We start from the raw sequence: 23,369 nt of genomic DNA, 5'->3' as shown, positions 1-23,369 counted from the left end.
TCCGCACTATAATAAGTGTCCGATCGCATTGTTCTGCTTCCCGCTGTCAGCCAAAACGGACCTACCAACTCTATGCATTACGTGTCTACCCGCGCCGCCAAGGCCGCCGAATCGCAAGCTCCCCAACAATTCTCCGACATCCTGCTGGGCGGCCTCGCGCCGGACGGCGGCCTGTACCTGCCGGCCGAGTATCCGCAGGTGACGGGGGCCGAACTCGATGCCTGGCGCAAGCTGTCCTACGCCGACCTGGCTTTCGAGATCCTGAAAAAATTCGCGACCGACATTCCCGAAGCGGACCTCAAAAAACTGACCAAAAAGACCTACACGGCCGATGTGTACCGCAACGTGCGCAAGGGCGAAAAAAGCGCCGACATCACGCCGCTGCGCGTCCTGGAAAAGGACGGCGACAAGACCCTGATCCTGCAAGCACTGTCGAACGGCCCGACCCTGGCCTTCAAGGACATGGCGATGCAGTTGCTTGGCAATCTGTTCGAATACACCCTGGCCAAGGATGGCGCCGAACTCAATATCTTCGGTGCCACCTCGGGCGACACCGGCAGCGCGGCCGAATACGCCATGCGCGGCAAGAAGGGCATCCGCGTGTTCATGCTCTCGCCGCACAAGAAAATGAGCGCCTTCCAGACCGCGCAGATGTTCAGCCTGCAGGACCCGAACATCTTCAACATCGCCGTCGAAGGCGTGTTCGACGATTGCCAGGACCTGGTCAAGGCGGTCTCGAACGACCTGCCTTTCAAGGCCGCACAAAAAATCGGCACCGTCAATTCGATCAATTGGGCGCGCGTGGTCGCGCAGGTGGTGTACTACTTCCGCGGCTACCTTGCCGCCACCACCGACAATACGCAAAAAGTCTCGTTCACGGTCCCGTCTGGGAACTTCGGCAACATCTGCGCCGGCCACATCGCGCGCATGATGGGCCTGCCGATCGACCGCCTGGTCGCCGCCACCAATGAAAACGACGTGCTCGACGAATTCTTCCGCACCGGCGTGTACCGCGTGCGCAAGTCGGCCGAAACGTTCCACACCAGCAGCCCGTCGATGGACATTTCGAAAGCGTCCAATTTCGAGCGCTTCATCTACGACCTGGTCGGGCGCGACCCCGAGCGCGTGCGCGCCTTGTTCCTCAAGGTGGAAACCCAGGGCGGCTTCGACCTGTCGGGCAAACCGGGCAGCGACGGCGACGAGTTCAAGCTGGTGTCGAACTACGGCTTCTCCTCGGGTAAATCGACCCACAAGGACCGCCTCGATACCATCCGCGACGTGCAGGACGATTTCGACATCACCATCGACACCCACACCGCCGACGGCATCAAGGTCGCGCGCCAGTACATGGCGCCGGGTGTGCCGATGATCGTGCTCGAAACCGCGCTGGCGGCCAAGTTCAACGAAACGATCCTCGACGCGCTTGGTGTGGACGCCGAACGTCCGGCCGGCTTCGAGGATATCGAATCGCTGCCGCAGAAATTCATCGTCATGCCGGCCGACGTGGCGCAGATGCAGGCTTACATCGCCGCCAATACGGGCTTGTAAGGGCATGGCAAACGAACCGCAACAGAGCCGCCCGCCCATGCTGTCGGTGCGCGAGGCGCTCGACTTCCTGCAAGGGGCGGCGCGTCCCGTGCGCGATACCGAAGTCGTGCCTACGCTGGGCGCAAACGGCCGCGTGCTGGCCGTCGCCCAGGTTTCGACCATCGACGTGCCGTCCGCCGACAATACGCAAATGGATGGTTACGCCGTGCGCGCGGCCGACTGCGCCAGCGGCGCGGCCACCTTGGCGGTCACGCAGCGCATCCCGGCCGGCACGGTCGGTAAGCCACTGGAAGCCGGCAGCGCGGCGCGCATCTTCACCGGCGCCATGATCCCGCAAGGTGCCGACGCGGTGGTGATGCAGGAACAGTGCGAAGCTGGCCCGGGCAACACCGTCACCATCAAACACGTGCCCCAGGCGGGCGAATGGATCCGCCGCGCCGGCGAAGACATCGAAGCCGGCGGCGCCATCCTGGCCGCCGGCACGCGCCTGCGCAGCCAGGAACTGGGCCTGGCCGCGTCGGTCGGTCTTGCCAACCTGCCGGTGTTCCGCAGGCTGCGCGTGGCGGTGTTTTTCACCGGCGACGAACTGACCATGCCGGGCGAAGCGCCGGGCGGGCAACTGGCGCCGGGCGCCATCTACAACTCCAACCGCTTCACCCTGCGCGCGCTGCTGGAAAACCTGGGCTGCGCGATCAGCGACTTCGGCATCGTGCCCGATACCCTGGAAGCGACCCGCGAAACCTTGCGCAGCGCCGCGCGCCAGAACGATCTGATCATCACCTCCGGCGGCGTCTCGGTCGGCGAGGAAGACCATATCAAGCCGGCGGTGGAAGCGGAAGGGCGCCTGAACATGTGGCAGATTGCCGTCAAGCCGGGCAAACCATTGGCGTTCGGCGAAGTCGATCGCGCCGGCGGCTCGGCCTTTTTTCTCGGCTTGCCGGGCAATCCGGTATCGAGCTTCGTCACCTTTTTGCTGTTCGTGCGTCCGTTCATCCTGCGCCTGCAGGGCGTGAGCGGCAAGGTGGAGCCGCGCGCCTACGCCATGCGCGCCGATTTCGCCTGGCCCAAGGCGGACCGCCGCAACGAGTTCCTGCGCGTGCGCATCAACGATGGCGGCGGGCTCGATCTGTTCCCCAACCAGAGTTCTGGTGTGCTCACGTCCACGGTCTGGGGCGACGGCCTGCTCGACAATCCGGCCGGGCAAAGCATCAAGACGGGCGACATCGTGCGCTTCATCCCATTTAGCGACTTACAGCATTAGGCATCGATGAATATCACATTGCGTTTTTTCGCCAGCGTGCGCGAAGCACTCGGCACTTCCCAGGAAACGGTCGCCCTGCCACCGGGCATCGACACGGTCGCCCAGGTGCGGCGCCACCTGATGGAGCGCGGCGAGAAATGGGCGCAGGCCCTGTCGGAACAGCGCCCCCTGCGCACGGCCTTCAACCAGGTCATGTGCGGTCCCGACCAAGTGGTCGAAGAGGGCGCCGAAGTGGCGTTTTTCCCTCCCGTGACGGGCGGATAACGCGTCTATTCCTGCCGCGCGACCCAGGCGGCAATGCCCGCGATGCTGCGAAAGTCCGCCACCGAGCGGCATGCGATGTGCGGATGACGCGCCTGCATCATGCGCGCGAGCGCGGCGCCCGGCCCCAGTTCCAGCGCCACCGTTACGCCAGCTTCGACCGCCGCATCCATGCAGTCGCTCCAGCGGATCGTCTGCACCAGCTGGCGCGATAATGCGTCCACGGCCTGCGCCCAGGTGCGCAGCGCCAGCGCGTTCACGCCGCCCAGCACCGGGCAGGCCGGCGTGACGAAGCGCAGCGATGCCAGGGCCGCGTCGACCGCATCGCGGGCTGGCGCCATCAGCGAGGTATGCGACGCCACAGCGACCGGCAGGCGCTGGAGCTTTGCGCCCGCCGCCGCCACCGTCTTGCCCAGCGCCGCCAGATTGTTTTGCGGCCCCCCGGCAATGCAGGCATCGACATCGTTGACGATCGCGATCTCGTATCCGTGGCGCGCAGCCAGTGCGCCAGCCCTGTCAATGGCCAGCGCGCTGATGGCCGCCAGCGCCTGCGGCGGCCCCACGCGCGCCGCCTGATCCATCGCCGCAGCCCGGGTTCGGCTCAGGGCAATCGCGTCGGGCGGAGTAATTGCTCCCGCTACCGACCACGCGGCCACTTCACCGACGCTGTAGCCGGCGGCCAGCATCGGCGCGGGCAGGTGCCCGCGCAGCGCTTCCCACATCGCCAGCGCGGAAGCGACAATCGCTGGCTGGGCGACGGCGTTATCGAACAGCGTCGCCGCATCGGGATCGATCCCGGCCCGGTCGAGCAGGGCGGCGCCGTGCGGATCGGTGCGCGCCAGGTCGAACATGCCGGCGTGCTGGCCGCCCTGGCCCGGGCACATGATGAAAAGGCCGCCGGTCACCGTTCGTGCTCCGCCGTCAGCGCGTGCACGAAGCAGCTTGCCGCCAGCAGGTCGGCGGCGCCGCCGGGCGACAGATTGCGCTCGACAAAAGCGCGGTGGATCGCCAGTGCGTGCGCCTCCCAGCCGTTCGATGCGGTGCCGCCGGCATGGCGGAAAGCGCTGGCCTGGATGCGCACGAAAGCCGCGCCCTGCGGTCCGCCACGGTGTACCACGTTGGTATCGCTCACTTGCATCATCAGCGCGAACAGCGCATCGATGCGCGCCTGCGTGGGTCCCCGTCCTTCGGCAAGGGTGCGGCGCAAGGTGCCCAGGCCGGTGCGAAAGACCGAGGGCAGGCCGTCCGCCGCTTCGTGGCGCGCGCCACGGGCGCCGTGTATCGCAGCTACGCTCAAGCCATGCGAGCGTTCGTTGACAGGTGCGACATGGCTCGCCAGCTCCTTGTCCCAGCCCGCGCGCAGATGCGATTGCAGCGCCGCCGCCGTCATCGCGCCGCCATGGGCGAACGCACGTCCGGCGGCGGCGCACAGCAGGCCAAGGCTGAAGATCGCGCCGCGATGGGCGTTGATGCCGCCGGTGGCGCGCAGCATGCGCTGCTCGGCCTCGATGCCGAGCCGCTTGAGCGTGGCGAACGGTGCGCCGTTGGCGCCCGCCTGGCAGATCAGGCGGAAGTAATGCCGCAGCGAGAACAGGCTGCGCATGAAGGTCGCCGCGTTCATGTCGGCGTGGCTGCCGTTGTCGACCAGCGACACCAGCCCCGGCTTGGGATACAGGGCCAGTTCGGCGTACAGGCTGGCGATGGCCAGCCGTGCGGCGCGCCGCGCGAATTGGCGTACATCGGCTACGCGCGTGGCAGGTGAGAGCGTGTCCATCATCCGAGCAGGTCCCGCAGCGAGGCCGTCGTGGCCAGCCGTACCGCGTCGGCGTCCTTGACCAGCACCCTTGTGTCGTTGGCCGCCGCGTCGCGCCATTCCTTCCAGGCCACCGCCGCGCCGCCCGGGAAAACAATCTCGCCGTCGAGCGGAAGCTGGGGCGCGTGCGTTTTCAGTAGCTGCACGCCTGCGTCGAGTTCTTGCAGGCTCGCGGGCGTGAATAACAGGTCGATGTCGGAAGATTCGGTCAGGTAGCCCAGGCCCGTGATGGCTTGCAGGGCCAGGGAACCATAGGCGCGCAGGGTGATGGAGCTGGCGCCGGCCAGCAGCGCCGCGAGCGGATCGGCCCACCGTGCCGGCGCCGCTGCGGCTGCGGCGCGCAGCGGCAGCGCAGCTTCAATGCGCGCCACGGCATGCTCGTTCACCGGTAAAGCAATGCGCAGTTTGCGGCCCGCGTCCGGGGGAAGCGCCAAGCCCAGGCACAGGGTGCCGGGTGCGGCATCCGGCGTGCGGCGCGCGACGATCAAGGGCCAGTCATGGCTGCGCCATTGTTCGAGGGCCGCCGCATGTTCCGGCGCGGCGCCAGCGAGCGCGCCGGCCCAACCGGCGTCGCTTAGCCAGGCCCGGTCATGACGCGAGTACATCGGACCCTGCGACGATGGCGTCGATGACCCGTTGTGCGAGCTTGCGCCCGCCGCGTTCCAGTCCGCGTACGCTGCGCACATCGGGGGCGCCGGCATCAGCGAATGCCTGCGCAAGGCTGGCGGCCAGGTCTCCATCCCAGATCGCCTCGATGCCGCCCATGCGGGCATAGTTCTCCGGCCCCGGGGCGAACACGGGATTCGACGCGGCCAGTTCGACGAGGCGTTCTTCCGGCACCTTGGTGATGCGCGCCATGGCCGGCAGGCCCATGACGCGAATGGTGGCATCGGGCAGCGCGTAGCAGGCGTCGGCCATCATGCCGCTGGCGATGAACCCGCCGGACAGCGCCTGGTCGTACACCAGGCCGACGATCCTGTGGCCCGAACGGCGCGCCAGATCGACGCATTTGCCCAGGTGCGCCATGTAGCTGTTGATGCCCAACATTTCGTCGCGGTGGCGCAGGCGCTGGCCCTGGGTGTCGACCAGGATCAGGATCGGCCGGCCAGGATGCTCGCGCACCGTGCGCAGCACGAAGCGCGCCTGCGCCAGCGCGATTTCGACCCCGATCGGCGCATGGTCGGTGGTGCCGAGAACCGCGATATCGGCGCCGGCGACGCGCGCGCTACCGCTGAGAAAACTGTCGCTTTCCGTGATCGCGTGCCCCTCGGGGAACAGCCGCGCTGTCAGTTCGTTCCAGTTCATCGCGCACCTTCCAGTGCGTGGCTGGCCGCGAGGGCGGTGAAAGCGTCGGCCTCCATCATCGGCACGGCGGCCGGATCGGGCAGGCCCAGTTCGCGCCAGGCGTCGAGCGGATCGGCGCAGCCGCCGAAACGTGCGATGCGCTGGCCGAGCAATTCCTGTTCCGTTTCCAGCGCGGCCAGGCTTAGTTCCACCCCGGCGCGCCGGCTTTGCGCGATGGCGTCAATCGCCGCGGCGCGGAAGGCGTGCACCGCGTCGGGCACGACGGTGTGGCAGTCGCCCATCAGGTAGCGGTGCTTGCCGCCGGTGGTGCGCCAGACCAGCGCGCGGTCGCGCGAATCGAATTCTTCCACACCCGATGCGGTTTCAATCACTTCGGGGCCGGACATGGCCAGTCGGCCTTCTTCCGACATCACCACCGCGTTCGCGCAGCGCGCCACGATGCCCATGCCGCCGAAGCACCCGTTCGAGCCGCCCACCAGCGCCACCACCGGTATGCCGGCAGCGCGCGCGTCGAGCAGGGCGCGCATGACTTCCGAGACGGCGATCAGGCCGGCGTTGGCTTCGTGCAGGCGCACGCCGCCGCTCTCTAGCAGCAGCACCACCGCGCCGGCACGCTCCCGCACCGCGCGGCGCAGCAAGCCGGTGAGCTTGGCGCCATGGACTTCGCCCACCGCGCCGCCCATGAAGCCACCTTCCTGCGCGGCGCACAAGACCGGCTGCCCGTCGAGCAGAGCGCGGCCGACCGCCACGCCATCGTCGAAGGCGACCGGCGCGTTCAGTTGCCCCAGGTGCGGGCTGACCACGCGCGCCGCCGGCGGCAGGAATTCTTCAAAGCTGCCCTGGTCGAACAGGCGCGCAAGACGCTCGCGCGCGGTCAATTCAAGATAACTGTTCACGCAGCGTCTCCCAGCATGGTTTGCACCGCCTGATCGAGCCGCAGGCTGACCACGGCCGGCGTGGCGCCCATGTCGTTAATCGCAATGCGTGCGTCCATCAGTTGCCAGCGCTCGTGAAAGTCGCGCATCACGGCTTCCCACGTGGCGCCGAAGCCCACGGCGCCGGTGTTGATCTCGATGGCGCAGGCGCCGCCCAGGGCCGCCGATTCGATCAGCACCTCCAAGTTGCCCGAGCCGACCACGCCGATCACCTGCGCTTTGGCCGGCAGCGCGCGTTTGCCATGTTCGAAGCGATATGCGAGCGTTTCCATATGATTCTCCAGTCTCTACCAGTTGCGGAAGCGCTTGGGCGGGTTGTACAAACCGCCGGAAGCGCGCACCAGGTCTTTCATGTTCCTGGCGGCGAGCAGGTCGCGCGTGGCGAGCCGCTTGTCGACGCCGATATCTTCCGCGCGCTGGATAATACCGCGATCGCGCAGGTTCTCCACCATGCGCCGGTCGCGCGCCATGCCCACCGGTGTGTAGCCGGCCACGCCGCGGATCGCTTGCTCGCGTTCCTCGTCGCTGCGGCACAGCAGCAGGTTGGCGATGCCTTCCTCGGTGAGGATGTGGGTGACGTCATCGCCGTAGATCATCACCGGCGGCAGCGCCATGCCGGCCTGCTCGGCCAGCTCCCACGCGTCGAGCCGGTCCACAAAAGCCGGCTGCATATGCTCGCGGAAGGTTTCGACGATCTGCACCACCAGTTTCTGGCCGCGCGGGATGGTGTTGCGGCCTTCGCGCGCCTGCTGGCCGGCTTTCAGCCACGCCGGGCTGGCATGGCGCCGCCCGCGCGCATCCGCCCCCATGTTCGGCGCACCGCCAAAGCCGGCGATGCGGCCCTGGGTCGCGGTCGAGGAGTTACCCTGCAAATCGATTTGCAGGGTCGAGCCGATGAACATGTCGCAGGCGTAGTGGCCGGCCGCCTGGCACAGGGCGCGGTTGCTGCGCATGCTGCCGTCCGGCCCCGTGAAAAACACGTCGGGACGGGCGCGGATGTAGTCTTCCATGCCAAGTTCGGAGCCGAACGAATACACCGATTCGACGAAGCCCGATTCGATCGCGGGAATCAGGGCCGGATGGGGATTGAGCGCCCAGTGGCGCGCGATCTTGCCCTTCAGGCCAAGCGACTCGCCGTAGGTCGGCAGCAGCAGTTCGATGGCCGCCGTGTCGAAGCCGATGCCGTGGTTCAGGCGTTCCACCTGGTAGGGCGCGTAGATGCCCTTGATGGCCATCATCGCCATCAGCACCTGGATTTCCGAAATCTGGGCCGGGTCGCGCGTAAACAGCGGTTCTATATAGTAGGGGCGCGGCGACTGCACCACGAAGTCGACCCAGTCGCCGGGAATGTCCACGCGCGGCAGGGTGTCGATGATGCGGTTCACCTGCACGATCACGATGCCGTTCTTGAATGCGGTCGCTTCGGCGATGGCCGGCGTGTCTTCGGTATTCGGGCCGGTGTACAGATTGCCGTGGCGGTCGGCCGCTTCCGCCGCGATCAGGCACACGCGCGGCGTGAGGTCGATGAAGTAACGGCTGAACAGCTCAAGGTAGGTGTGGATCGCGCCGATTTTCAGCTTGCCGGCGGCGAGCAGCTTGGCCACGCGTGCCGCCTGCGGCCCGGAAAACGAAAAATCGAGGCGGTCGGCCACGCCGCGTTCGAACACGTCGAGGTGCTGCGGCAGGGCCAGCACCGATTGCAGCATGTGCAGGCCATTGACCCGGGCCGGGTCGAGCTGCGCCAGCGCCTGGCCCAAAAAATCGGCCTGCTTCTGGTTGTTCCCTTCGAGGCAAACCCGGTCGCCGCGTTCGATCACGGCGTACAGCAGTTCGGCCAGCAGCGCCGCCGGCAGCGCCTTGCCGTCGAGCGCAGCGCCCAGGGTCGCGCCGGCGCGCGCAAGGCGTCCGGCGCGGTTGGTTTGCAGCGAGTTCCAGGTCGCGGGCATTGCAGTCATCAATTTTTTACTCCCATCATCATCTCGGGCAGGCCGGTCGCGATCCCGGGGAACACGCACAGCAGCACCACCGCGAGGAACATCAGGCCGAGGAAGGGCATGACGCCCCGGATCACTTCCTTGAGCGGTATGTCGGGCGCGATGTTCTTGATCACGAAGATATTCAAGCCCACCGGCGGATGAATCAGCCCCATTTCCATCACCACGGTCATCACGATACCGAACCAGATCAGATCGAATCCGGCAGCCTTGAGCGGCGGCAGGATGATCGGCGCGGTCATCAGGATAATCGATACGGGCGGCAAAAAGAAGCCGAACACCACCACCATCAGCAAAATCACGGACAGCAGCACCCAGCGCGACAAGTGCATGTCGACCACCCACTGCGCCGCCGACTGGCTGATATGCAGGTAACTCATGACGTAGGAATACAGCAGCGACATCCCGATAATCAGCAGCAGCATGGTCGATTCCTTGACGGTCGCCGCCAGGATCGGCGACAGGTCCTTGGGCCGCCACACCTTGTACACCACGGCGATCAGCACCAGTGCCAGCAGGGCGCCCGGGCCGGCCGTCTCGGACGGCGTGGCATAGCCGCCGTACAGCGCCACCATCACCCCGATCAGCAGCACGATAAAGGGCAGAACGCGCGGCAGCATCTCGACTTTTTCGCGCGCGGTGAAGTGTTCGGTGTCAAGATAGGGCGACTTGACCCCGCCCGCTTCGTAGATGGCCTTGGCCATGCCGTACTCCTTGCGTGCGCGGAAAACCGCGTAGCCGGCGAACAGGGCGACCAGCAGGGTGCCTGGGCCGATCCCGGCCAGGAACAGGCGTCCGAGCGACTGTTCGGAGGCGACCGCGTACAGGATCATGGTGATCGATGGCGGCAGCAAGATGCCCAGGGTGCCGCCGGCGGCGATGATGCCGGCCGCGAAACCGGGCGAGTAGCCGCGCTTGCGCATTTCGGGAATGCCGGCCGAGCCGATGGCCGAGCAGGTCGCGGGCGACGAACCGGCCATCGCCGCGAACAGCGCGCACGCGAACACGTTGGCGATGCCCAGGCCCCCGGGGATCTTGTGCAGCCAGGTGTGGATGGCCGAATACAAGTCCTTGCCGGCCGGCGACTTGCCGATCGCCGCGCCTTTCAAGATGAACAGCGGGATCGAGAGCAGGGTAATCGAGGCCATTTCCTCGTACACGTTCTGGGTCACCGTGTCGAGCGAGGAGGCAGGCATGAAGAAGTACATGAAGCTGATCGCCACCACCCCGAGGGCAAAGGCGATCGGCATGCCGGAGCACATGACGACCAAGGTCACGACGCCGTACAGGGCGCCCAGTGTCAGGTCGGTCATGGCGCGCTCCGCTGGCCGGCTGGCTTGTTGGTGAGGTGGGCCAGCACCTGGACCAGGATCTGCAGGGTCAATAGGGACATCCCGAGCGCCATCATCCCGTACGGGATCCACAGCGGCGGCGCAAAGGTCGACGAGGTGGTCTGGCCGTCGGCCCAGGCTTCATGCCAGAGCGTCCACGACTTCCACGAAAAGAAGGCGCAGAAGAGGCACGACACCAGGTCCACCAGGAACAGGCGCACCGCGTTCATCCTCGGCGGCAGCAAGGAGGCCAGCGCCTCGATGCCGATATGGCCGCGCAGCGACTGCACATGGGCGGTGCAGAAAAAGGTCACGCCGACCAGCATGAACACCGCCGCCTCGTCCTGCCAGTCGGTTGGCAGCTTGAACAGATAGCGCGACACCACCGAATACGTCAGCACCAGCGCCGTGATGACGAGGGCCGCCATCGACAGCTTGAGCAGCGCGCTGTTCAAGCGCTCCAGCAGGCGCGAGACGGCCGCCAGCAGCGGATGGTCCGGCACGGCCGGCCCCGCCGCTGGCGCCAGGTCGACACCATGGCTCACAAGGTTTTCTCGGCCAGTGCCAGAAGTTTGGCGCAGTTGGCGTTCTTTTCACGGTAGTCGGTCCACGCGGTGGTGCGCGCGATGGCTTGCCATTTCTTGACGATGGCCGCGTTCAGGTCAACCACTTTGGCGCCGGTTTTCTGGTACGCCGCCGCCACGGCCGCGTCGTCGGCCTGGGCCGACGCGCGCGCGAAGCCTTCGAGCTCGCCGCCGACCGCCATCAGGATCGCCTGCTGCTCCTTGGGGAGACGGTCGAAAATCGCCTTGGACATCATCAGCGGCTCGAACATGAACCAGTATGCGCCGCCGCGTCCCGTGGTCAGCGCTTTCGATACTTCCTCCAGGCGGAACGAGATCAGCGATGTCGACGAGGTCAGCGCCGCGTCCATCGCGCCGGTCTGCATGGCGGCGTGGATTTCGTTGGACGGCAGGGTCACGACCGCTGCGCCGGCGGCCTTGAGGATCAGGTCCATCTCGCGCGAGCCGCCGCGCACCTTCATGCCACGCACGTCTTCCGGCTCCACGATCGGCTTGCCGCGCGAGGCCACGCCGCCTGCCTGCCAGATCCAGCTCAGGACCACGATGCCTTTCTCGGCCAGGATGCGCGCCAGTTCCTTGCCCACCTCGGCGTTCTTCCAGCTGTAACCCTGCTCGTAGGTGGTGACCAGGCCGGGCATCAGGCCGATGTTCACTTCCGGGACCTCGCCGCCGGAGTACGACAGGGGCACCAGCGACAGGTCGAGCGCGCCCTTGCGCATGGCCGAGAACTGCGAGTTCGTCTTCATCAGCCACAGCGGTCAGCGCGGCTGCCTATTTGTATACAAACTGTCTGGAGAAGTCGTTGGCGAACCATTCTGCAGCACTGCGGGAATCAATTGAGGTCTGGACGAAACCGAACTGGCGGCGCGCTTCAATGTGTCGCGCACGCCGATCCGCGAAACCCTGATCCAGCTTGCGTCGATGGGATTGGTGGTAATCCGTCCGCGGCGCGGCGCGGTCGTGGCCGAACTTGGACCGCACCAGCTGGTGGAGATGTTCGAGGTGATGTCGGAGCTGGAGGCGACTTGCGGACGGCTGGCGGCGCGCCGCATGACGCCGGCCGATCATGTGCAGCTGCTGGCCGCGCACGAAGCCTGCCGCGAGGCGCGCGACGCCAGCGATCCGGATGCCTATTTCTACAAGAACGAAGCCTTCCACGAAGTCATTTGCGCGGGCAGCCAGCCAGTTCCTGTTCGAGCAGACGCGCAATCTGTACCGCCGCCTGCGCCCTTACCGGCGCTTGCAGCTAAGGGTGCGCGACCGGGTCGGCGCCTCCTGGGACGAGCATGATGGCCTGGTGCGGGCCATCCTGGCCGGTGACGGCGACCTGGCCGCGCAGCTCGCCCGCAGTCACGTGATGATCCAGGGACAGCGCTTCGCCGACCTGATGGCGTCCTTGCCGCAGCTGACGGCGGGCGCGCCGGTGCGGTCCTGACGGCGCCGCGCGTCACTGCGGCAGTTCGTACCAGGCGTCGACGATATCGTCCACCAGTTTTTTGACAGTCAGGTTGCCAGGAAAGGAGTTGGCGTAGGTGGCCGCGCGCCGCACCGCACCGGCAAACGGGGCGCGCCGGCCGACCTTGGACATCAGCGCCCGGCCTTCTGACTCGTACAGATAGGCGATGATCTTGCGCGGGTCGAGTTGTGGGTCGTCCAGCTGCGCCAGCACTGTGTCGGCGTACGGGCGGCGGCTGACCGATTGCTCGGTCAGGGCACTGGCGTGCAGCCAGGCGGCATAACGGGCCGCGTCCCCGAAGCTGAAAGCGCCGATCGGCCGCGGGAAGTCGACGGGCGTGCGCCGCAGCAGTTCGCCGATGGCCCGGCGCGTCTCCGGCAGCATAGGTTCGAGCAGGCGGCTGTCAAAGCCCGACACCAGCACTTCCACGCCGTAACGCGTTGGTTCGGCGGCGATCAGCTGCACGTAGCGCAACTGCAGCTCGCGCGGCACAAAGCGCAGCGCACGCGCCAGTTCCCCGGCGATCTCTTCGCCGCCCATCAATCCGGTTTCCTTGGCGCGCATCAGGATATCGATGGCTTCTTCCGCGCCGACCGACTGGGCCAGCGGAAATGTGGCGCTGCGCGCGACGCGCCGGCTCGGCGAGGCGGCGAACACGCGCAGGTCGGCCAGGATCGTGTCGTTCATGCCGGACGCATTGTCGCGCGTGTGCAGGCCGCCGAGCTGGGTAATCTGCTGGACCTGTTCATCTTCCGATACGGCCGCCCGCACGGCGGCGCGCATGCGCTCGACATTGGGCGCGCTCGCCTCCATGCGCAGCAGTGCGCCGGCGCGCATCGCTTGCGATGGCGCGGCGGCGGCCGTCAGCGCGGTCAGGCTTGCGCAAATCGCCAAAATGGCCAATGCACTTTTCATGTGGTCTCCAACATCGATAGGGGACCAGCAGTGTGCTATGCCGCTCGGGCGCATTGTCGATGCCGACGCACGTAGCGTAAAACGCGACCGTGCGTAGCGGCCGGCGCGGCGGCGCTCAACAGATATCGGGCACCTCCGTGAGCGGGGAGGTGCGCAGGAAGCGTTCGTAGCCGAGTTGGGCGGCCAGCGGATCCGGATAGGGCTCTTCGCCGGGCAAGGTCTCGACCACCAGGCAACTGAGCGGCGCGTCCGGGCCCAGGGTCAGCAAGGCCAGGCCGGCGCTGATTTCGGCGCTCGACCAGTCGGCCATGCCGTCGGCCCCGGCCTTGGCGGCACCCGCGCCGCTCTGCTGCTGGCGCCGCGCCGGATCGAGCCGGCGCGTGCCCAGCAGGATATTGCGGCGGTCGAGGTCGTCGGCCTGGTGCACGCGCGCATACAGCAGCGCCCACAAGTCGGTGACCGGCTCCGGCGGACGCAGCGAGCGGCCATCGCGCACCGGGTCGGCAAAGGCGGCGCTGACGGTCAGCCGGCCCTTGCTGCGGGTGACCGCGCACGCGAGCGGCGGCGGCGCGTGCTGGATGCCGGCCACGCGCAGAGCCCTGCCCGCGAAGCCTTGCGCCGTGCTCCAGATGCCGGCATGCCCGACCCGGAATTCATAGGTGAAGAAGCCGAACAGTTCCAGCGACCCCGGTGTCAGGCCTGGCGGCAACGGCAGCAGGAAATGACGCGCGCTGGAGGTCGGCGCGAGCAGTTGCATGCTGGCCTGGCCGGCGCGGTCGTCGCCCTGGCCGGGCACGATGCGGCGCAGCGGTTCCGGATCGACCGCCAGCGGCAGGTCGGCGATGGCGGCGACATTCCCGAACTGATTGGTCAGCACCGGGTCGGGCGCGCTGGCCAGCACCCGCGCATAGTAGCGGTCCTCGGGGTCGAGCGGCGCGCCGTCGAATTCGAGCCAGACCGCCGTCTGGCGCTCCTCGCTGGCCGCATAGGCCGGATCGCGCCGGTAGGGCGACAGCGCCAGCCCGGCCGACACCAGCCTGGGTACCTGCGCCGGCGGCGTGGTCACGGGCAGCACAATCGCCGCTTCCAGCGGCACATCCTGCTGGTTTGGCGCGATGCGCAGCACGGGCGTGATCCGGTAGCTGGGTGTCAACGGGCGCGGGAACGCACCGGCGGCCGGCTTGGGATCGATGGCATCCAAAAAAACCAGGGTCGAGCTGTCCCGTTCGGCGTCGCCCGCCGCCTCGTGGCCGGCGCTGGTGCTGGCGGCGATGCGGCCGACCTCGACGCCGTCGCGTTCGATGCGCAGACAGTCCAGTCCATCCCAGCTCCAGTCGCGCCGCAGTTCGAGCACCACCGCCACCAGCCACAGGCGCGTCATGTCGTTGGCGGTGGCGAAGGTGAGGCTGGCGCCGTCGGGGCCGACCACCTGGCGCAGCAGGGAGCCGGCGCCGATCATCAGGCGCCGGCCCGGGCGCGCGCGCAGGGTCCGGTCCTTGCGGTCAAGGTCGAGCGCGGCGGCCAGGCGCCCGAGCGGGTCGTCGGCCAGTTCGTCGCCGTGGCCGGCGGCCTGGCGCGCCGCCATCATCGCCGGCGAGATCGGTTCGGCCGGCTGGAGGAAGAAGCCTTCGATCAGCGAGCCGCCGCCCTGCACCAGCAAACCGCGTTCGTCGCTGGCGGGAGCGCGCAGCGCCACCAGCCGCGTTTCGCCGCGCCGCACTGCCTCGCTGGCGTAGTAATCCGCCTTTGCGGCGGCGAGCGCGGTCAAACGCAGGCGCACATTGCGCGAGGTGGGCAAGGCCAGCGGGCCGGCCGCCGCGGCGGGCAGGTCGCGCGCATCGGCGACGTCGGTCCACGCAAAGTCGAGCGTCAACGGCGCGCCGTCCGGGTAGGCGCGGGTGACGGTGTACAGCGGCAGGTAGCGGCTGGCGGCGCCCGGTTCCGGTGTCCCCACCTCGACGACGATTTCGAGCTGGTCGACATCGGGGTCGGGCAGGCCGGGCGCGCGACGCGCCAGCATGGCCGGGGCGATGTCGGCCAGCAGGGCCGGTGGCGAGCCGCCCGCCATCAGGCAGGAAGGATAGCCCAGCAAGGGCCGCGACACCGTCAGGGTCGAGGGCGGCGCGGCCGCATCGGCGTCGAGCGGCAGCGCGGGGTCGATGGACACGCCGGTCGGGCGCACCGGACGCCGGAAGTCGATGCCGGCCACCGGCTGCGGCCCGCCGTTGCGCGGCTCGTCGTTTGGTGCCGGGCCGCCGCCGGTCAGGTCGTTGAAGCGCACCCGGAATTCGTAACTGCGCCCGTAGCGCAGCGCGGTCGCCGGCGCCAGGCCCTGCACCGCCGGCGCGGGGGCGGCGGGCAGGCCGCGCAGTTGCGCGACGAGGGCGTCGACCCCGATCAGCGACGGTCCGGTCCATGCGCTCATGTAGCTGGGCAGCCAGCTGCGGTTGCCCGTGTCGCCCGTGATCCGGTTGGGCGCCACTTCCACCCGCCAGTCGAGTTCCGCATCGCCCAGGTCGCTCGCGCCCAAGGTGACGGCAGTGCGCGCGCGTACCAGCGACTCCCACGCCACCGTGCCGGCCTCGCGCACGTCGACCCGGTAACCCATCACGCCCATGGGCGCGTCGGCGTCGACGTCGAACTGGCGGTTGAACCACGTCACGATCTGCTCGTCGTCCCAGCCGAGCTGGATGCCGCGATCCTCGGGCGGGTGCTCGCCCTCGGCGTCGGCCAGCGGATCGGCCTGGGGCGGCTGGCGCGCATAGACGGCTTTGGCGAAGCCGTCGTCGTATTCGATCGATTCGCGGAACAGGTCATCCCAGGCGACCCCCGGCGCAGGCGCGTCGGCCACCGGGAACAGCACTGGGGTGAACAGTGGGCGCGGCGCGCCGAGGGGGGCGATGCGCGCGGCATAGGAGCGCAGCGCGCCGGGAGTGCCGGCCAGCGCGCTCCAGGGGCTGCCCGCCTTGAGCGTGACGAACAGCCAGCCGCCGGCGGCAACGATGTCGGCGGGCGCAATCACGGTGAACGGGCGCACCAGGCCGCTCGCTTCGGCCAGCAGGGGCTGGCGCAGAACCTGGGCCAGCACTTTGCCCCACGATATGACCGGCGGCACGGCCTTGACCGAGGTCCCCGCCGGAATCGGCGCCTTGAGCGCGCAGTGATAGCTGTCGTCGGTCAGCAGGAATGGATTCTCGCCGCCGTAGCCGGTGGCGCGCCGGTAGGCCGGCGGCGCATACTTGACGATGCGCGGGGCGCCGGCGCGCCCGTCGACGGGACCGACACTGGCGTCGATGCCGAACTGCGCATCGAGGGCGGCGCAGATGGCCGCGGCGTCCGCAGGCGCGGGCGAGAGCTGGTCGACGATGATGGCGGCCGCGCCGCTGGTGGGCAGCTGGCCCGGGTCGGCGACGAAACGCAGCTCGAATTGATAGTCGGTGGCGACGAACGGGGTCAGTCCGGGAGCGGGGGCGGCGGTGGGGTCGGTCTGCGGGGCGACCAGCAGGCGCAGCGCGAGCGCGTTGCCGTCATAGCTTTGCAGGAAAGGAAACAGGATCAGGCGGATCGGCAGTGGCATGGCAGGCTCCTGTTTTCAAATGACATCGGGGGCGTCGCTCTCGAGCAGCGGGCCGCGTATGACCTCGATCTTGCTGGTTTCCACTTCGAGGGAGATATTAAAGACCAGGAAGATGGACACTTCGATGGCAAACACCAGCTTGGCGACCTGGAACACCGTTTCATCGGCCAGGCCCTTGTGCGCCACCAGCCGCGCCAGCTTTCCTTCCAGCGACAATTCGATCGATACGATGGGCGGCAGCTCGGCCGAGAGCTTGACCAGGAAGCCGACCCCGTAGCCAAGCACGGTATCGCCGAACACGGCGAAGAAGGTGATGGCGAACAGGCCCTCCAGCTCGAACGGCCCGGCCTCCAGGCTGTAGGCGATGCCGACCCCGATCAGGAAGCCGTAGGTGGTGCCGGTTTCGGTCGACAGCTTCAGTTCGAACTCGATGATCGCCACCACGTAGAGGCCGGGCACCGATTTGATCGCGAACATCGGCGAACCGTGCAAGGTCAGGCTGGCCTCGTCGGCCTTGGGCGCGACCGCCACTTCGACTTTCACCCCGGTGTCGGCGAATTTGATGGTCGGCAGCGGGTCGCCCGGAGGGACCTGGAAATCCTCGCCGGCGGCATCGACGAAGGGCACATCGAGGGCCACGCTGAGCTTCCATTCATTGGTCATGCGCACTTCCGGCCGGGCCGGGATGCCGAGGTCTTCGAGGATCGTCAACAAGTCCTGGACGATGTCGAAGGGGCCGCCGATGCGCAGGGCCGGATCGGCGAACCGGGTGGCGCGGCCGGCCTCGGCGTCGATGTCGGCGGCCATGGACAGCAGGTCGCCCATCGCCGTGTGCGCCATGATCTTGAGCGCATCGTCCAGCACAAAGCGCCACGGTATGGGCTCGGCGGTGTCGAGCGTGTAGGTGACGGTGGCGCCCGAATAATCGAGGTCGCTGCGCACCGTGCCGGCGCTGCGGATGGTGCGGCGCGCCACGCCGGCCGGAAAGCTGGCCGGCGCATCGAGCACCCAGCTGCCGTCGGCGCGCGCTTCCAGCGCATAGGCGGCGTTCGGAAAGGGAATGGCATCGGCCTGGCGCGGAAAGGCGCCGGTGGAGGTGGCCAGGATCAGCGGATCGGCCACCACGGGGCGCTGCGACGACACGATCCGGTGCGGCGCGGCCGCCTCGATGCGCGGGCGGCGGAAAAAGGCGCGCTGGGTTCCCATCGAGTGCAGCAAGCCGTAGTCGCGGTGCGGCGTGGCCTCGTTGAACAAGTCTTCCGGATCGGCGAAGCGGTAGGGGGCGACGCTGGGCGCGCCCGCCGCGCCGTGCCGGATCAGCGGCAGGCCGCGCTCGGCGGCGATGGCGGCCGGGGCGTCAAGCGGGTTGGCCGCTTCCAGCACCGACCAGTCGCCGCCGGCCGGAAAGGACAGGCCGCCCCAGGCCGTCATGGCGAATTCCGGGGCGGCGATGCCTACGCCGACCCGGTGCAGGCGCATGCGCTGGCGCCCGCTCGCGATCTGGATGCTGGTGTCGAGCGCGCCGCCCATCGTCCCGGCCGCCGTGATCAGGGCGGCGTACACGGGCGGTGTAAGCATCGGGATCGACAGTTTGACATAGCCGAGCTGGCGGCGCGCCGGCACCGGCGCGGCGGCGCCGTCGAGGATCAGGTCGGTGTCGAAATAGACGGCCACGAAATCCATGCCGCCAGCGGGGATGGCGCTGCCGGTTTCGCGGATGTTCGATACGTAGGTGGCGCGCCGCACCACACCCGGATGGACCACGATGCCGCTGCCCGGCGCGGCCCGGTAGCGGCCGTCGCCGGCGGCCAGCCAGCCGCTATCCTCGCGCGTGAAAACGGCGTTGCCCTTGCGTTCGAGCGTGATGATGCGCACCACCGGCACGAAATAGGGCAGCAGGATGCTCTTGACCTGGATTACCTCGTGCGCGGCGCGTCCGTTGAGCACCTGGAATTCGGCCGCGGCGACCCCGGTTTCCGGGTCGTCCGGGTTGGCCCAGTTGCTGAACAGGCTCTCGCCATGGCCGGACAGGTCGATCCGCGTGAGCGGCACCAGCGCCGTGGCTTGGCCGATGCCGAGATAGCCGTTGACGATGGTCGTCACGCTGGCGCCCAGGATGCTGGCCGGCGCGCCGCCGCCGACTGGTTCGGCGACCGTGAGTTGGGCAATGAATCCGGGCAGCGCCGGGGTGGCGCCTGGTACCAGTGCCGGGTCGACCGCGCCGATGCGCAGCTGATGCGCGCCCTGCAAGCCGTCGCCCTCGGGGCGCACTTCGCCGACCTGCACGCCGCGCCCGGCCGGCGAGGCGGCCTCCAGGCGGGCATCGGCCACCATCCCGAACGGCAAGGTGAAGCGCGCGCGCGATGGCTGCGGATGGTCCTTGGCGAAATTGTCGAGGATGCTGTCATAGGCAGCGAGCGGATTGATGCGCACCAGCTCGACGCCGGGCACGTCGATGATGGTCGGCACGCCGCTGTTGGCGAAGCGCACCTCGTCGGGAAAAGGCTCGGGGCCGGGCACATTGCGCACCGGTTCCCATTGCACGGCCGGGAGCGTGAGCAGCACCAGCATGCGCCCGTCGAGCGCCAGGTCCAGTCCCTGCACCGTGACCGGCTTGAGCGGCGCGCTGCCGGCACTATCCTGTTTGCCCCGGCGCGGCGGGCGCACCGCGACCCCGAAGCGGCTGGCGTTGGACGACACATCGAGCAGCACGATCTTGTTCTGCGCCTCGAAGTCGAACAGGTCGCCATAATTGACTGGCGCCGTGGCAGTGGCCATGGCCGGCCCGGTAATGCCGGCGACACCCGGCCCGGCCAGCGCTGGCGCGACCGCGAGCGACTGCGGCAGCACGAAGCCGAGCTTCTCGCCGGCGGGACCGAACTGGAATTGACTGAGCAGGAATCCCTGGCTGCCGGCGGCCACGAAGCGCGTGCCCAGCGGCGTATTGGCGGCATACGGATCGGGCAGCGAGGGCAGCAGGCCGCCCATGCCGTAGGCGGTCAGCGCCAGCCCCTCCACGATGCGCTCGCCGTCGAGGTTGCCCAGCATGAAAAAGGCGCGCGGCCGGGTGGCGCGCATGACGGCATTGGTGAGCGCGAAGGCGAGCGGCCGTTCCTGCGTGCTCGCCAGCGCCAGGCCGAGCACGCTCAAGCTGCGCTGGCCCGCCGGGGTGGTGGTGATGACGAGCTGCGCCGCCGCCAGGGTCAGGCCGACCCGGTTGCCGGCCACGTCCACCGGTTTGGGCAGGCGCACGTCGACCCTGGCAGTCAAGGCGAGCGACTCGGCGCCGTCGGCACCGGCCAGGAAATGCACCGCGCTCTTGTCGATCCGTGCGTAGGCCAGGGTTGCCGGCGCGGACAGGGGCGCCAGCGGCGGGCGCAGCGCGCGTCCGGTGGCGCGGGCCGCCTGGCCGCTGAGGGCCAGGCGTGTTTCGTCCAGCAGGATGAGTACCGGGCCGAGTTCGACCGGGCGCGGCTCGCCATGCCAGGTGGCCGCGAGGCCCGCTTCCAGTTCCAGCATCAGGGCACCGGCGCCGCTGGCCTGGCCCAGGTGGGCGGGGTCAAGCACCGCCGCCGGCAGCGCCAGGCCGGCCGCCGTAACGGTCGCGGTGCCGGACGGGCCGAACAAGGTCGAGCCGATTGTACCGAGGGCGACCTTGGCGCGGTCCGGCGTCATCGGCACCACCAAGCGGTTCAGGTCGGGCCGGTAGCGGGCGGCGCCGGCGGCTGGCGCGAGCGTCACCGTGGTGGCGCCCAGCCCAAGGCCGGCGTCGCCCGCGACGGCAATGGTAGCGCCGCCCGGTCCGAGCCCGATGGCCAGGCCGTCGGGCGCACGACGTCCCGTGGCGGCGAGCACGCTGCCGGGCGCGGGCGCGGCGGCGGCCGTATCGAAGTCGACGGTCAGGTCGAACGCTACCCCCGGCGGCAACAGCACTTCGTCGGCGTCGAGCGACAGGTCGACCGAAAATCGCAGGCTGCCGCGCGCGATGCGCACGCCGCAATACACGTTCGGCGGCGCCACGGCGAACAGGCTGGCCGCGAACCACAGACTGCCCGCGCCGAGTGTCAGGGTCTGGCCGGCGCGCAGCTGGGCGCCGCCCAAGGCCCACGGCGCCTGCACGATGGGTAGGCTCAGCAATGGCGGCCCGCCGTGGCTGCGCACGAAGCGCAACTGGCGCAGCGGGCGAAACAGGTCGAGCCAGAATGGCCGGCCGAGCTGGTCGGCGAGCGGCCCGATGCGCTGTTCGGCCGCCAGGCCTGCGCTCCACGCCGGCGCCGCGCCTTCGATGCGCGTGCTGAGGAAGGGCAGGCGGCGCAGCGCCACCAGGGCGTCGCCGATGCGCAGCGGACTACCTTGCGCGGCTTCCCCGGGACCGGCATCGCGCAGCGCGGCGGCCAGTTCGCGCAAGGTGGCGCCGCTATCGCTGGAGGCCGTGGCGGGATCGCCGAGCCAGTCTCCGGAAGCGAGCTGGAGCAGCAGCTCGGCCGAGGCATTCCCGCTATCTTGTGTGAACTGTGCGCTGTCGGGAGCCGGCAAGCCGGACTCGGAGAGGCCGAATGGAAGTGGGGTGGGCGCAATCCTGGATGGCATGGCTGATGCTCCTGGCGAAGGCGGTCTGTATGCTCCGCCGCAACACGGCGACGGAACCCGGTTGACATCGCCGCGCCTGTTTTTCAGGGCTTCGGCCCAAACCAAGTTAGCATTCGCCATGCGCCGGCGCAAGCGCCATTGATTGCGCCGCCTGCCGCGTTGCGCGCAAACCGCGCGGCCTCCCGACTGCGCGGGCATGCGGGAAGGTCAAGCTAGCAGAGCGGAGGGGGGCGGCGTGTGGTGCCGCCGCAACCAGTGGCGCTTTACAGTGCCTTTAGGAAAGTACGGATCGCTTCGTTGACCCGTTCCGGCTGGTCGAACATGGCGAAGTGGCGCGCGGGCGACACCATCACCACCTGCGCCCTGGGCGCGGCCTCGATCAGCGAGGCGTAATAGGTCTTTTTGGTTTCCTCGGTGAGCTCGTGCTGGACGGCGTCGGGCTCGAAATACGGCGCGATCAGCAGTACCGGCGCGGTGATTTTGGGTAACTGCGGGCGCAAGTCCATGGCGAAGGTCTCGGCCATGTAGTGCAGCATCGCGCCGGGATCGCTGCGCGCGCTGAGCTTGGCCAGTTCGTCGGCGCGCGCCATATCCAGCACGCCGGTGCCGCGCATGTAATCCTGCTGCTGGGCGGCGAAGGCGCGCTGGTCGGCCGGCGCCATGCGGCGCGCCAGCGACTGCGCCATCTGTTCGCGCTGGCGCGCGGTCAGGTCCTCGGCTCCCGGAAACACCGGCAAGCCATCGATGCTGACCACGCCGGCGATGCGCTCGGGCATTTGCGCCGCCAGGGACAGCGCCAGCACCCCGCCCAGGCTGTGTCCGACCAGCACCGGTTTGACCAGCTTGCGCGTATCGATCAGCTGGGCCAGCGCGCGCTGGGCCGCTTCCATCTGCTTGCCCGGCGCCGGCGCGCGGCCGTCGAAACCGGGCAGGGTGACAATGTACACCGTGTAATCGCCCATCAGCTGGCGCGCCGTGCCCTGCCACACCCAGGAACCGCTGGCCAGGCCCGGAATGAGGATCAGCGGGCGGCCGCGCTGGCCGTGCCGTTCGACCAGCATGGTGCCGACCTCGAAGCGTTCGGCGGGAACGAGGGTGGCGGCGAAACGGTTGGGCGGCGGCGCCGGGTCGGCGGCAAAGGCGGGCGCGGCGGCCGCCACCATCATTGCTAAAACAAGGCGGGCAATCATGCAATCTCCTGGTCGGGATGGAAAATGGTTTCAAGCGGCCGGGCGAACAGCCGGGCAATGGAAAACGCCAGCGGCAGGCTCGGGTCGTAGCGCCCGGTTTCGATGGCGTTGACGGTCTGGCGCGATACTTTGAGCAAGTCGGCCAGATGCGCCTGGCTCCACCCATGCTGCGCGCGCAGCTCGCGAATCGTGTTGTTCATTTGAAGCTGTATCCGCGCACCAGGCCGGTCACCAGCCAGCTTGCGCCCATCAAGGGCCAGATGGTGAACATCGACAAGCGCGGAAAGCCGGCTGTTTCCAGAAAGCCGTAGGTCAGGGTCAGGCCGGCCGTGAGCGCGGCGGCGATGGCCAGGTTTTCCAAGGTGCTCTGGCGGATGAATTCGTCCACCCGGCGCATGTGGCGCACGATCGCCCAGGCGGCCAGGGCGATGCCGATCACCGGACTGGCCAGCACCAGGGTGCGCACCGGGCCTTCCGGGAGCGCGCGTCCAGACACGATGGCCGCCGTCAGGATGAGCGCATAGATGCCGATAGCGCCGAACAGTTCGCGCAGATAGCGCCGGCCGATGATTTTTTCATGCATGTCCAGTCTCCTCGTTAGTAAAGTAT

At 68.5% G+C, this 23,369-nt stretch carries 18 protein-coding genes and 2 pseudogenes; 4 read left to right on the top strand and 16 right to left on the bottom strand.

Annotation, left to right across the window (positions count from 1 at the left end; all coding sequences use genetic code 11):
- The first annotated feature begins 72 nt into the window (after positions 1-72).
- Genes thrC through moaD form a run of 3 tightly spaced genes read left to right on the top strand, consistent with a single transcriptional unit; the run spans position 73 to position 3,073 of the window.
- Positions 73-1,548, top strand: coding sequence for a threonine synthase (gene thrC / locus IV454_RS24880; RefSeq protein WP_206088309.1), 1,476 nt, complete (start codon positions 73-75; stop codon positions 1,546-1,548).
- 37 nt (positions 1,549-1,585) lie between these two features.
- On the top strand, positions 1,586-2,809 hold the full coding sequence (locus IV454_RS24875; protein ID WP_206092815.1) for a molybdopterin molybdotransferase MoeA: 1,224 nt from the start codon (positions 1,586-1,588) through the stop codon (positions 2,807-2,809).
- Between the two features lie 6 nt (positions 2,810-2,815).
- The gene (moaD, locus tag IV454_RS24870) at positions 2,816-3,073 is read left to right on the top strand and encodes a molybdopterin converting factor subunit 1 (protein ID WP_054262611.1); all 258 of its coding nucleotides are present in this window, start codon (positions 2,816-2,818) and stop codon (positions 3,071-3,073) included.
- Positions 3,074-3,078: 5 nt separating this feature from the next.
- Here moaD and IV454_RS24865 read toward each other — a convergent pair whose 3' ends face one another.
- The 10 genes and pseudogenes from IV454_RS24865 to dctP form a co-directional block, all read right to left on the bottom strand.
- Complete coding sequence (locus IV454_RS24865) at positions 3,079-3,975, bottom strand: ACP S-malonyltransferase (RefSeq protein ID WP_206088308.1); 897 nt, start codon at positions 3,973-3,975, stop codon at positions 3,079-3,081.
- A complete protein-coding gene (gene mdcB / locus IV454_RS24860) occupies positions 3,972-4,847 on the bottom strand; it encodes a triphosphoribosyl-dephospho-CoA synthase MdcB (RefSeq protein ID WP_206088307.1) in 876 nt (291 codons plus the stop codon). The genes IV454_RS24865 and mdcB overlap by 4 nt, the downstream gene beginning before the upstream one ends.
- The gene (gene mdcG, locus IV454_RS24855) at positions 4,844-5,488 is read right to left on the bottom strand and encodes a malonate decarboxylase holo-[acyl-carrier-protein] synthase (protein ID WP_206088306.1); all 645 of its coding nucleotides are present in this window, start codon (positions 5,486-5,488) and stop codon (positions 4,844-4,846) included. Before mdcG ends, mdcB begins: the two co-directional genes overlap by 4 nt.
- Complete coding sequence (gene mdcE, locus IV454_RS24850) at positions 5,472-6,188, bottom strand: biotin-independent malonate decarboxylase subunit gamma (RefSeq protein WP_206088305.1); 717 nt, start codon at positions 6,186-6,188, stop codon at positions 5,472-5,474. Before mdcE ends, mdcG begins: the two co-directional genes overlap by 17 nt.
- Positions 6,185-7,084: a biotin-independent malonate decarboxylase subunit beta gene (locus IV454_RS24845; RefSeq protein WP_206088304.1), complete on the bottom strand. Its 900-nt coding sequence runs from the start codon at positions 7,082-7,084 to the stop codon at positions 6,185-6,187. The genes mdcE and IV454_RS24845 overlap by 4 nt, the downstream gene beginning before the upstream one ends.
- Positions 7,081-7,395, bottom strand: coding sequence for a malonate decarboxylase acyl carrier protein (gene mdcC / locus IV454_RS24840; RefSeq protein WP_206088303.1), 315 nt, complete (start codon positions 7,393-7,395; stop codon positions 7,081-7,083). The genes IV454_RS24845 and mdcC overlap by 4 nt, the downstream gene beginning before the upstream one ends.
- A 15-nt stretch (positions 7,396-7,410) precedes the next feature.
- Entirely contained in the window at positions 7,411-9,078 is a 1,668-nt protein-coding gene (gene mdcA, locus IV454_RS24835) for a malonate decarboxylase subunit alpha (RefSeq protein ID WP_206088302.1), read from the bottom strand.
- Positions 9,078-10,430: a TRAP transporter large permease gene (locus IV454_RS24830; protein WP_206088301.1), complete on the bottom strand. Its 1,353-nt coding sequence runs from the start codon at positions 10,428-10,430 to the stop codon at positions 9,078-9,080. Before IV454_RS24830 ends, mdcA begins: the two co-directional genes overlap by 1 nt.
- The gene (locus IV454_RS24825) at positions 10,427-10,993 is read right to left on the bottom strand and encodes a TRAP transporter small permease (protein WP_206088300.1); all 567 of its coding nucleotides are present in this window, start codon (positions 10,991-10,993) and stop codon (positions 10,427-10,429) included. The genes IV454_RS24830 and IV454_RS24825 overlap by 4 nt, the downstream gene beginning before the upstream one ends.
- Positions 10,990-11,781: pseudogene (gene dctP / locus IV454_RS24820) on the bottom strand (TRAP transporter substrate-binding protein DctP); the annotation flags it as partial. The pseudogene dctP and the gene IV454_RS24825, both read right to left, overlap by 4 nt.
- Before the next feature lie 94 nt (positions 11,782-11,875).
- Here dctP and IV454_RS24815 point away from each other — a divergent pair.
- A pseudogene (locus IV454_RS24815) lies at positions 11,876-12,467 on the top strand (GntR family transcriptional regulator).
- Positions 12,468-12,479: 12 nt separating this feature from the next.
- On the opposite strand, the gene IV454_RS24810 reads toward IV454_RS24815, so the two are convergent.
- The 6 genes from IV454_RS24810 to IV454_RS24785 all read right to left on the bottom strand — a co-directional run bounded on the left by IV454_RS24810 (position 12,480) and on the right by IV454_RS24785 (position 23,343).
- Positions 12,480-13,403 (bottom strand): hypothetical protein, encoded by a 924-nt coding sequence (locus tag IV454_RS24810; RefSeq protein WP_206088298.1) that lies wholly within the window; start codon positions 13,401-13,403, stop codon positions 12,480-12,482.
- Positions 13,404-13,518: 115 nt separating this feature from the next.
- Positions 13,519-16,980, bottom strand: a complete 3,462-nt coding sequence (locus IV454_RS24805) for an amino acid adenylation domain-containing protein (protein ID WP_206088297.1) — start codon at positions 16,978-16,980, stop codon at positions 13,519-13,521.
- Positions 16,981-16,995: 15 nt separating this feature from the next.
- Entirely contained in the window at positions 16,996-21,570 is a 4,575-nt protein-coding gene (locus IV454_RS24800; protein ID WP_206088296.1) for a hypothetical protein, read from the bottom strand.
- Between the two features lie 263 nt (positions 21,571-21,833).
- Complete coding sequence (locus IV454_RS24795; protein WP_206088295.1) at positions 21,834-22,760, bottom strand: alpha/beta fold hydrolase; 927 nt, start codon at positions 22,758-22,760, stop codon at positions 21,834-21,836.
- Positions 22,757-22,960: a helix-turn-helix transcriptional regulator gene (locus tag IV454_RS24790; protein ID WP_206088294.1), complete on the bottom strand. Its 204-nt coding sequence runs from the start codon at positions 22,958-22,960 to the stop codon at positions 22,757-22,759. The genes IV454_RS24795 and IV454_RS24790 overlap by 4 nt, the downstream gene beginning before the upstream one ends.
- Positions 22,957-23,343: a hypothetical protein gene (locus tag IV454_RS24785; protein WP_206088293.1), complete on the bottom strand. Its 387-nt coding sequence runs from the start codon at positions 23,341-23,343 to the stop codon at positions 22,957-22,959. Before IV454_RS24785 ends, IV454_RS24790 begins: the two co-directional genes overlap by 4 nt.
- Positions 23,344-23,369: the final 26 nt, after the last annotated feature.

This window comes from Massilia antarctica, from assembly GCF_015689335.1.
GTDB lineage: Bacteria > Pseudomonadota > Gammaproteobacteria > Burkholderiales > Burkholderiaceae_D > Telluria_A > Telluria_A antarctica.
This window is presented reverse-complemented; position numbering and strand designations above follow the sequence as displayed.

What these genes read in the sequence shown, in the direction of transcription:
- thrC (WP_206088309.1), top strand. Translation starts at nt 73, where the DNA reads ATGCATTACGTGTCTACCCGCGCCGCCAAGGCCGCCGAATCGCAAGCT.
- IV454_RS24875 (WP_206092815.1), top strand. Translation starts at nt 1,586, where the DNA reads ATGCTGTCGGTGCGCGAGGCGCTCGACTTCCTGCAAGGGGCGGCGCGT.
- moaD (WP_054262611.1), top strand. Translation starts at nt 2,816, where the DNA reads ATGAATATCACATTGCGTTTTTTCGCCAGCGTGCGCGAAGCACTCGGC.
- mdcB (WP_206088307.1), bottom strand. Translation starts at nt 4,847, where the DNA reads ATGATGGACACGCTCTCACCTGCCACGCGCGTAGCCGATGTACGCCAA.
- mdcG (WP_206088306.1), bottom strand. Translation starts at nt 5,488, where the DNA reads ATGTACTCGCGTCATGACCGGGCCTGGCTAAGCGACGCCGGTTGGGCC.
- mdcE (WP_206088305.1), bottom strand. Translation starts at nt 6,188, where the DNA reads ATGAACTGGAACGAACTGACAGCGCGGCTGTTCCCCGAGGGGCACGCG.
- mdcC (WP_206088303.1), bottom strand. Translation starts at nt 7,395, where the DNA reads ATGGAAACGCTCGCATATCGCTTCGAACATGGCAAACGCGCGCTGCCG.
- mdcA (WP_206088302.1), bottom strand. Translation starts at nt 9,078, where the DNA reads ATGACTGCAATGCCCGCGACCTGGAACTCGCTGCAAACCAACCGCGCC.
- IV454_RS24830 (WP_206088301.1), bottom strand. Translation starts at nt 10,430, where the DNA reads ATGACCGACCTGACACTGGGCGCCCTGTACGGCGTCGTGACCTTGGTC.
- IV454_RS24810 (WP_206088298.1), bottom strand. Translation starts at nt 13,403, where the DNA reads ATGAAAAGTGCATTGGCCATTTTGGCGATTTGCGCAAGCCTGACCGCG.
- IV454_RS24805 (WP_206088297.1), bottom strand. Translation starts at nt 16,980, where the DNA reads ATGCCACTGCCGATCCGCCTGATCCTGTTTCCTTTCCTGCAAAGCTAT.
- IV454_RS24800 (WP_206088296.1), bottom strand. Translation starts at nt 21,570, where the DNA reads ATGCCATCCAGGATTGCGCCCACCCCACTTCCATTCGGCCTCTCCGAG.
- IV454_RS24795 (WP_206088295.1), bottom strand. Translation starts at nt 22,760, where the DNA reads ATGATTGCCCGCCTTGTTTTAGCAATGATGGTGGCGGCCGCCGCGCCC.
- IV454_RS24790 (WP_206088294.1), bottom strand. Translation starts at nt 22,960, where the DNA reads ATGAACAACACGATTCGCGAGCTGCGCGCGCAGCATGGGTGGAGCCAG.
- IV454_RS24785 (WP_206088293.1), bottom strand. Translation starts at nt 23,343, where the DNA reads ATGCATGAAAAAATCATCGGCCGGCGCTATCTGCGCGAACTGTTCGGC.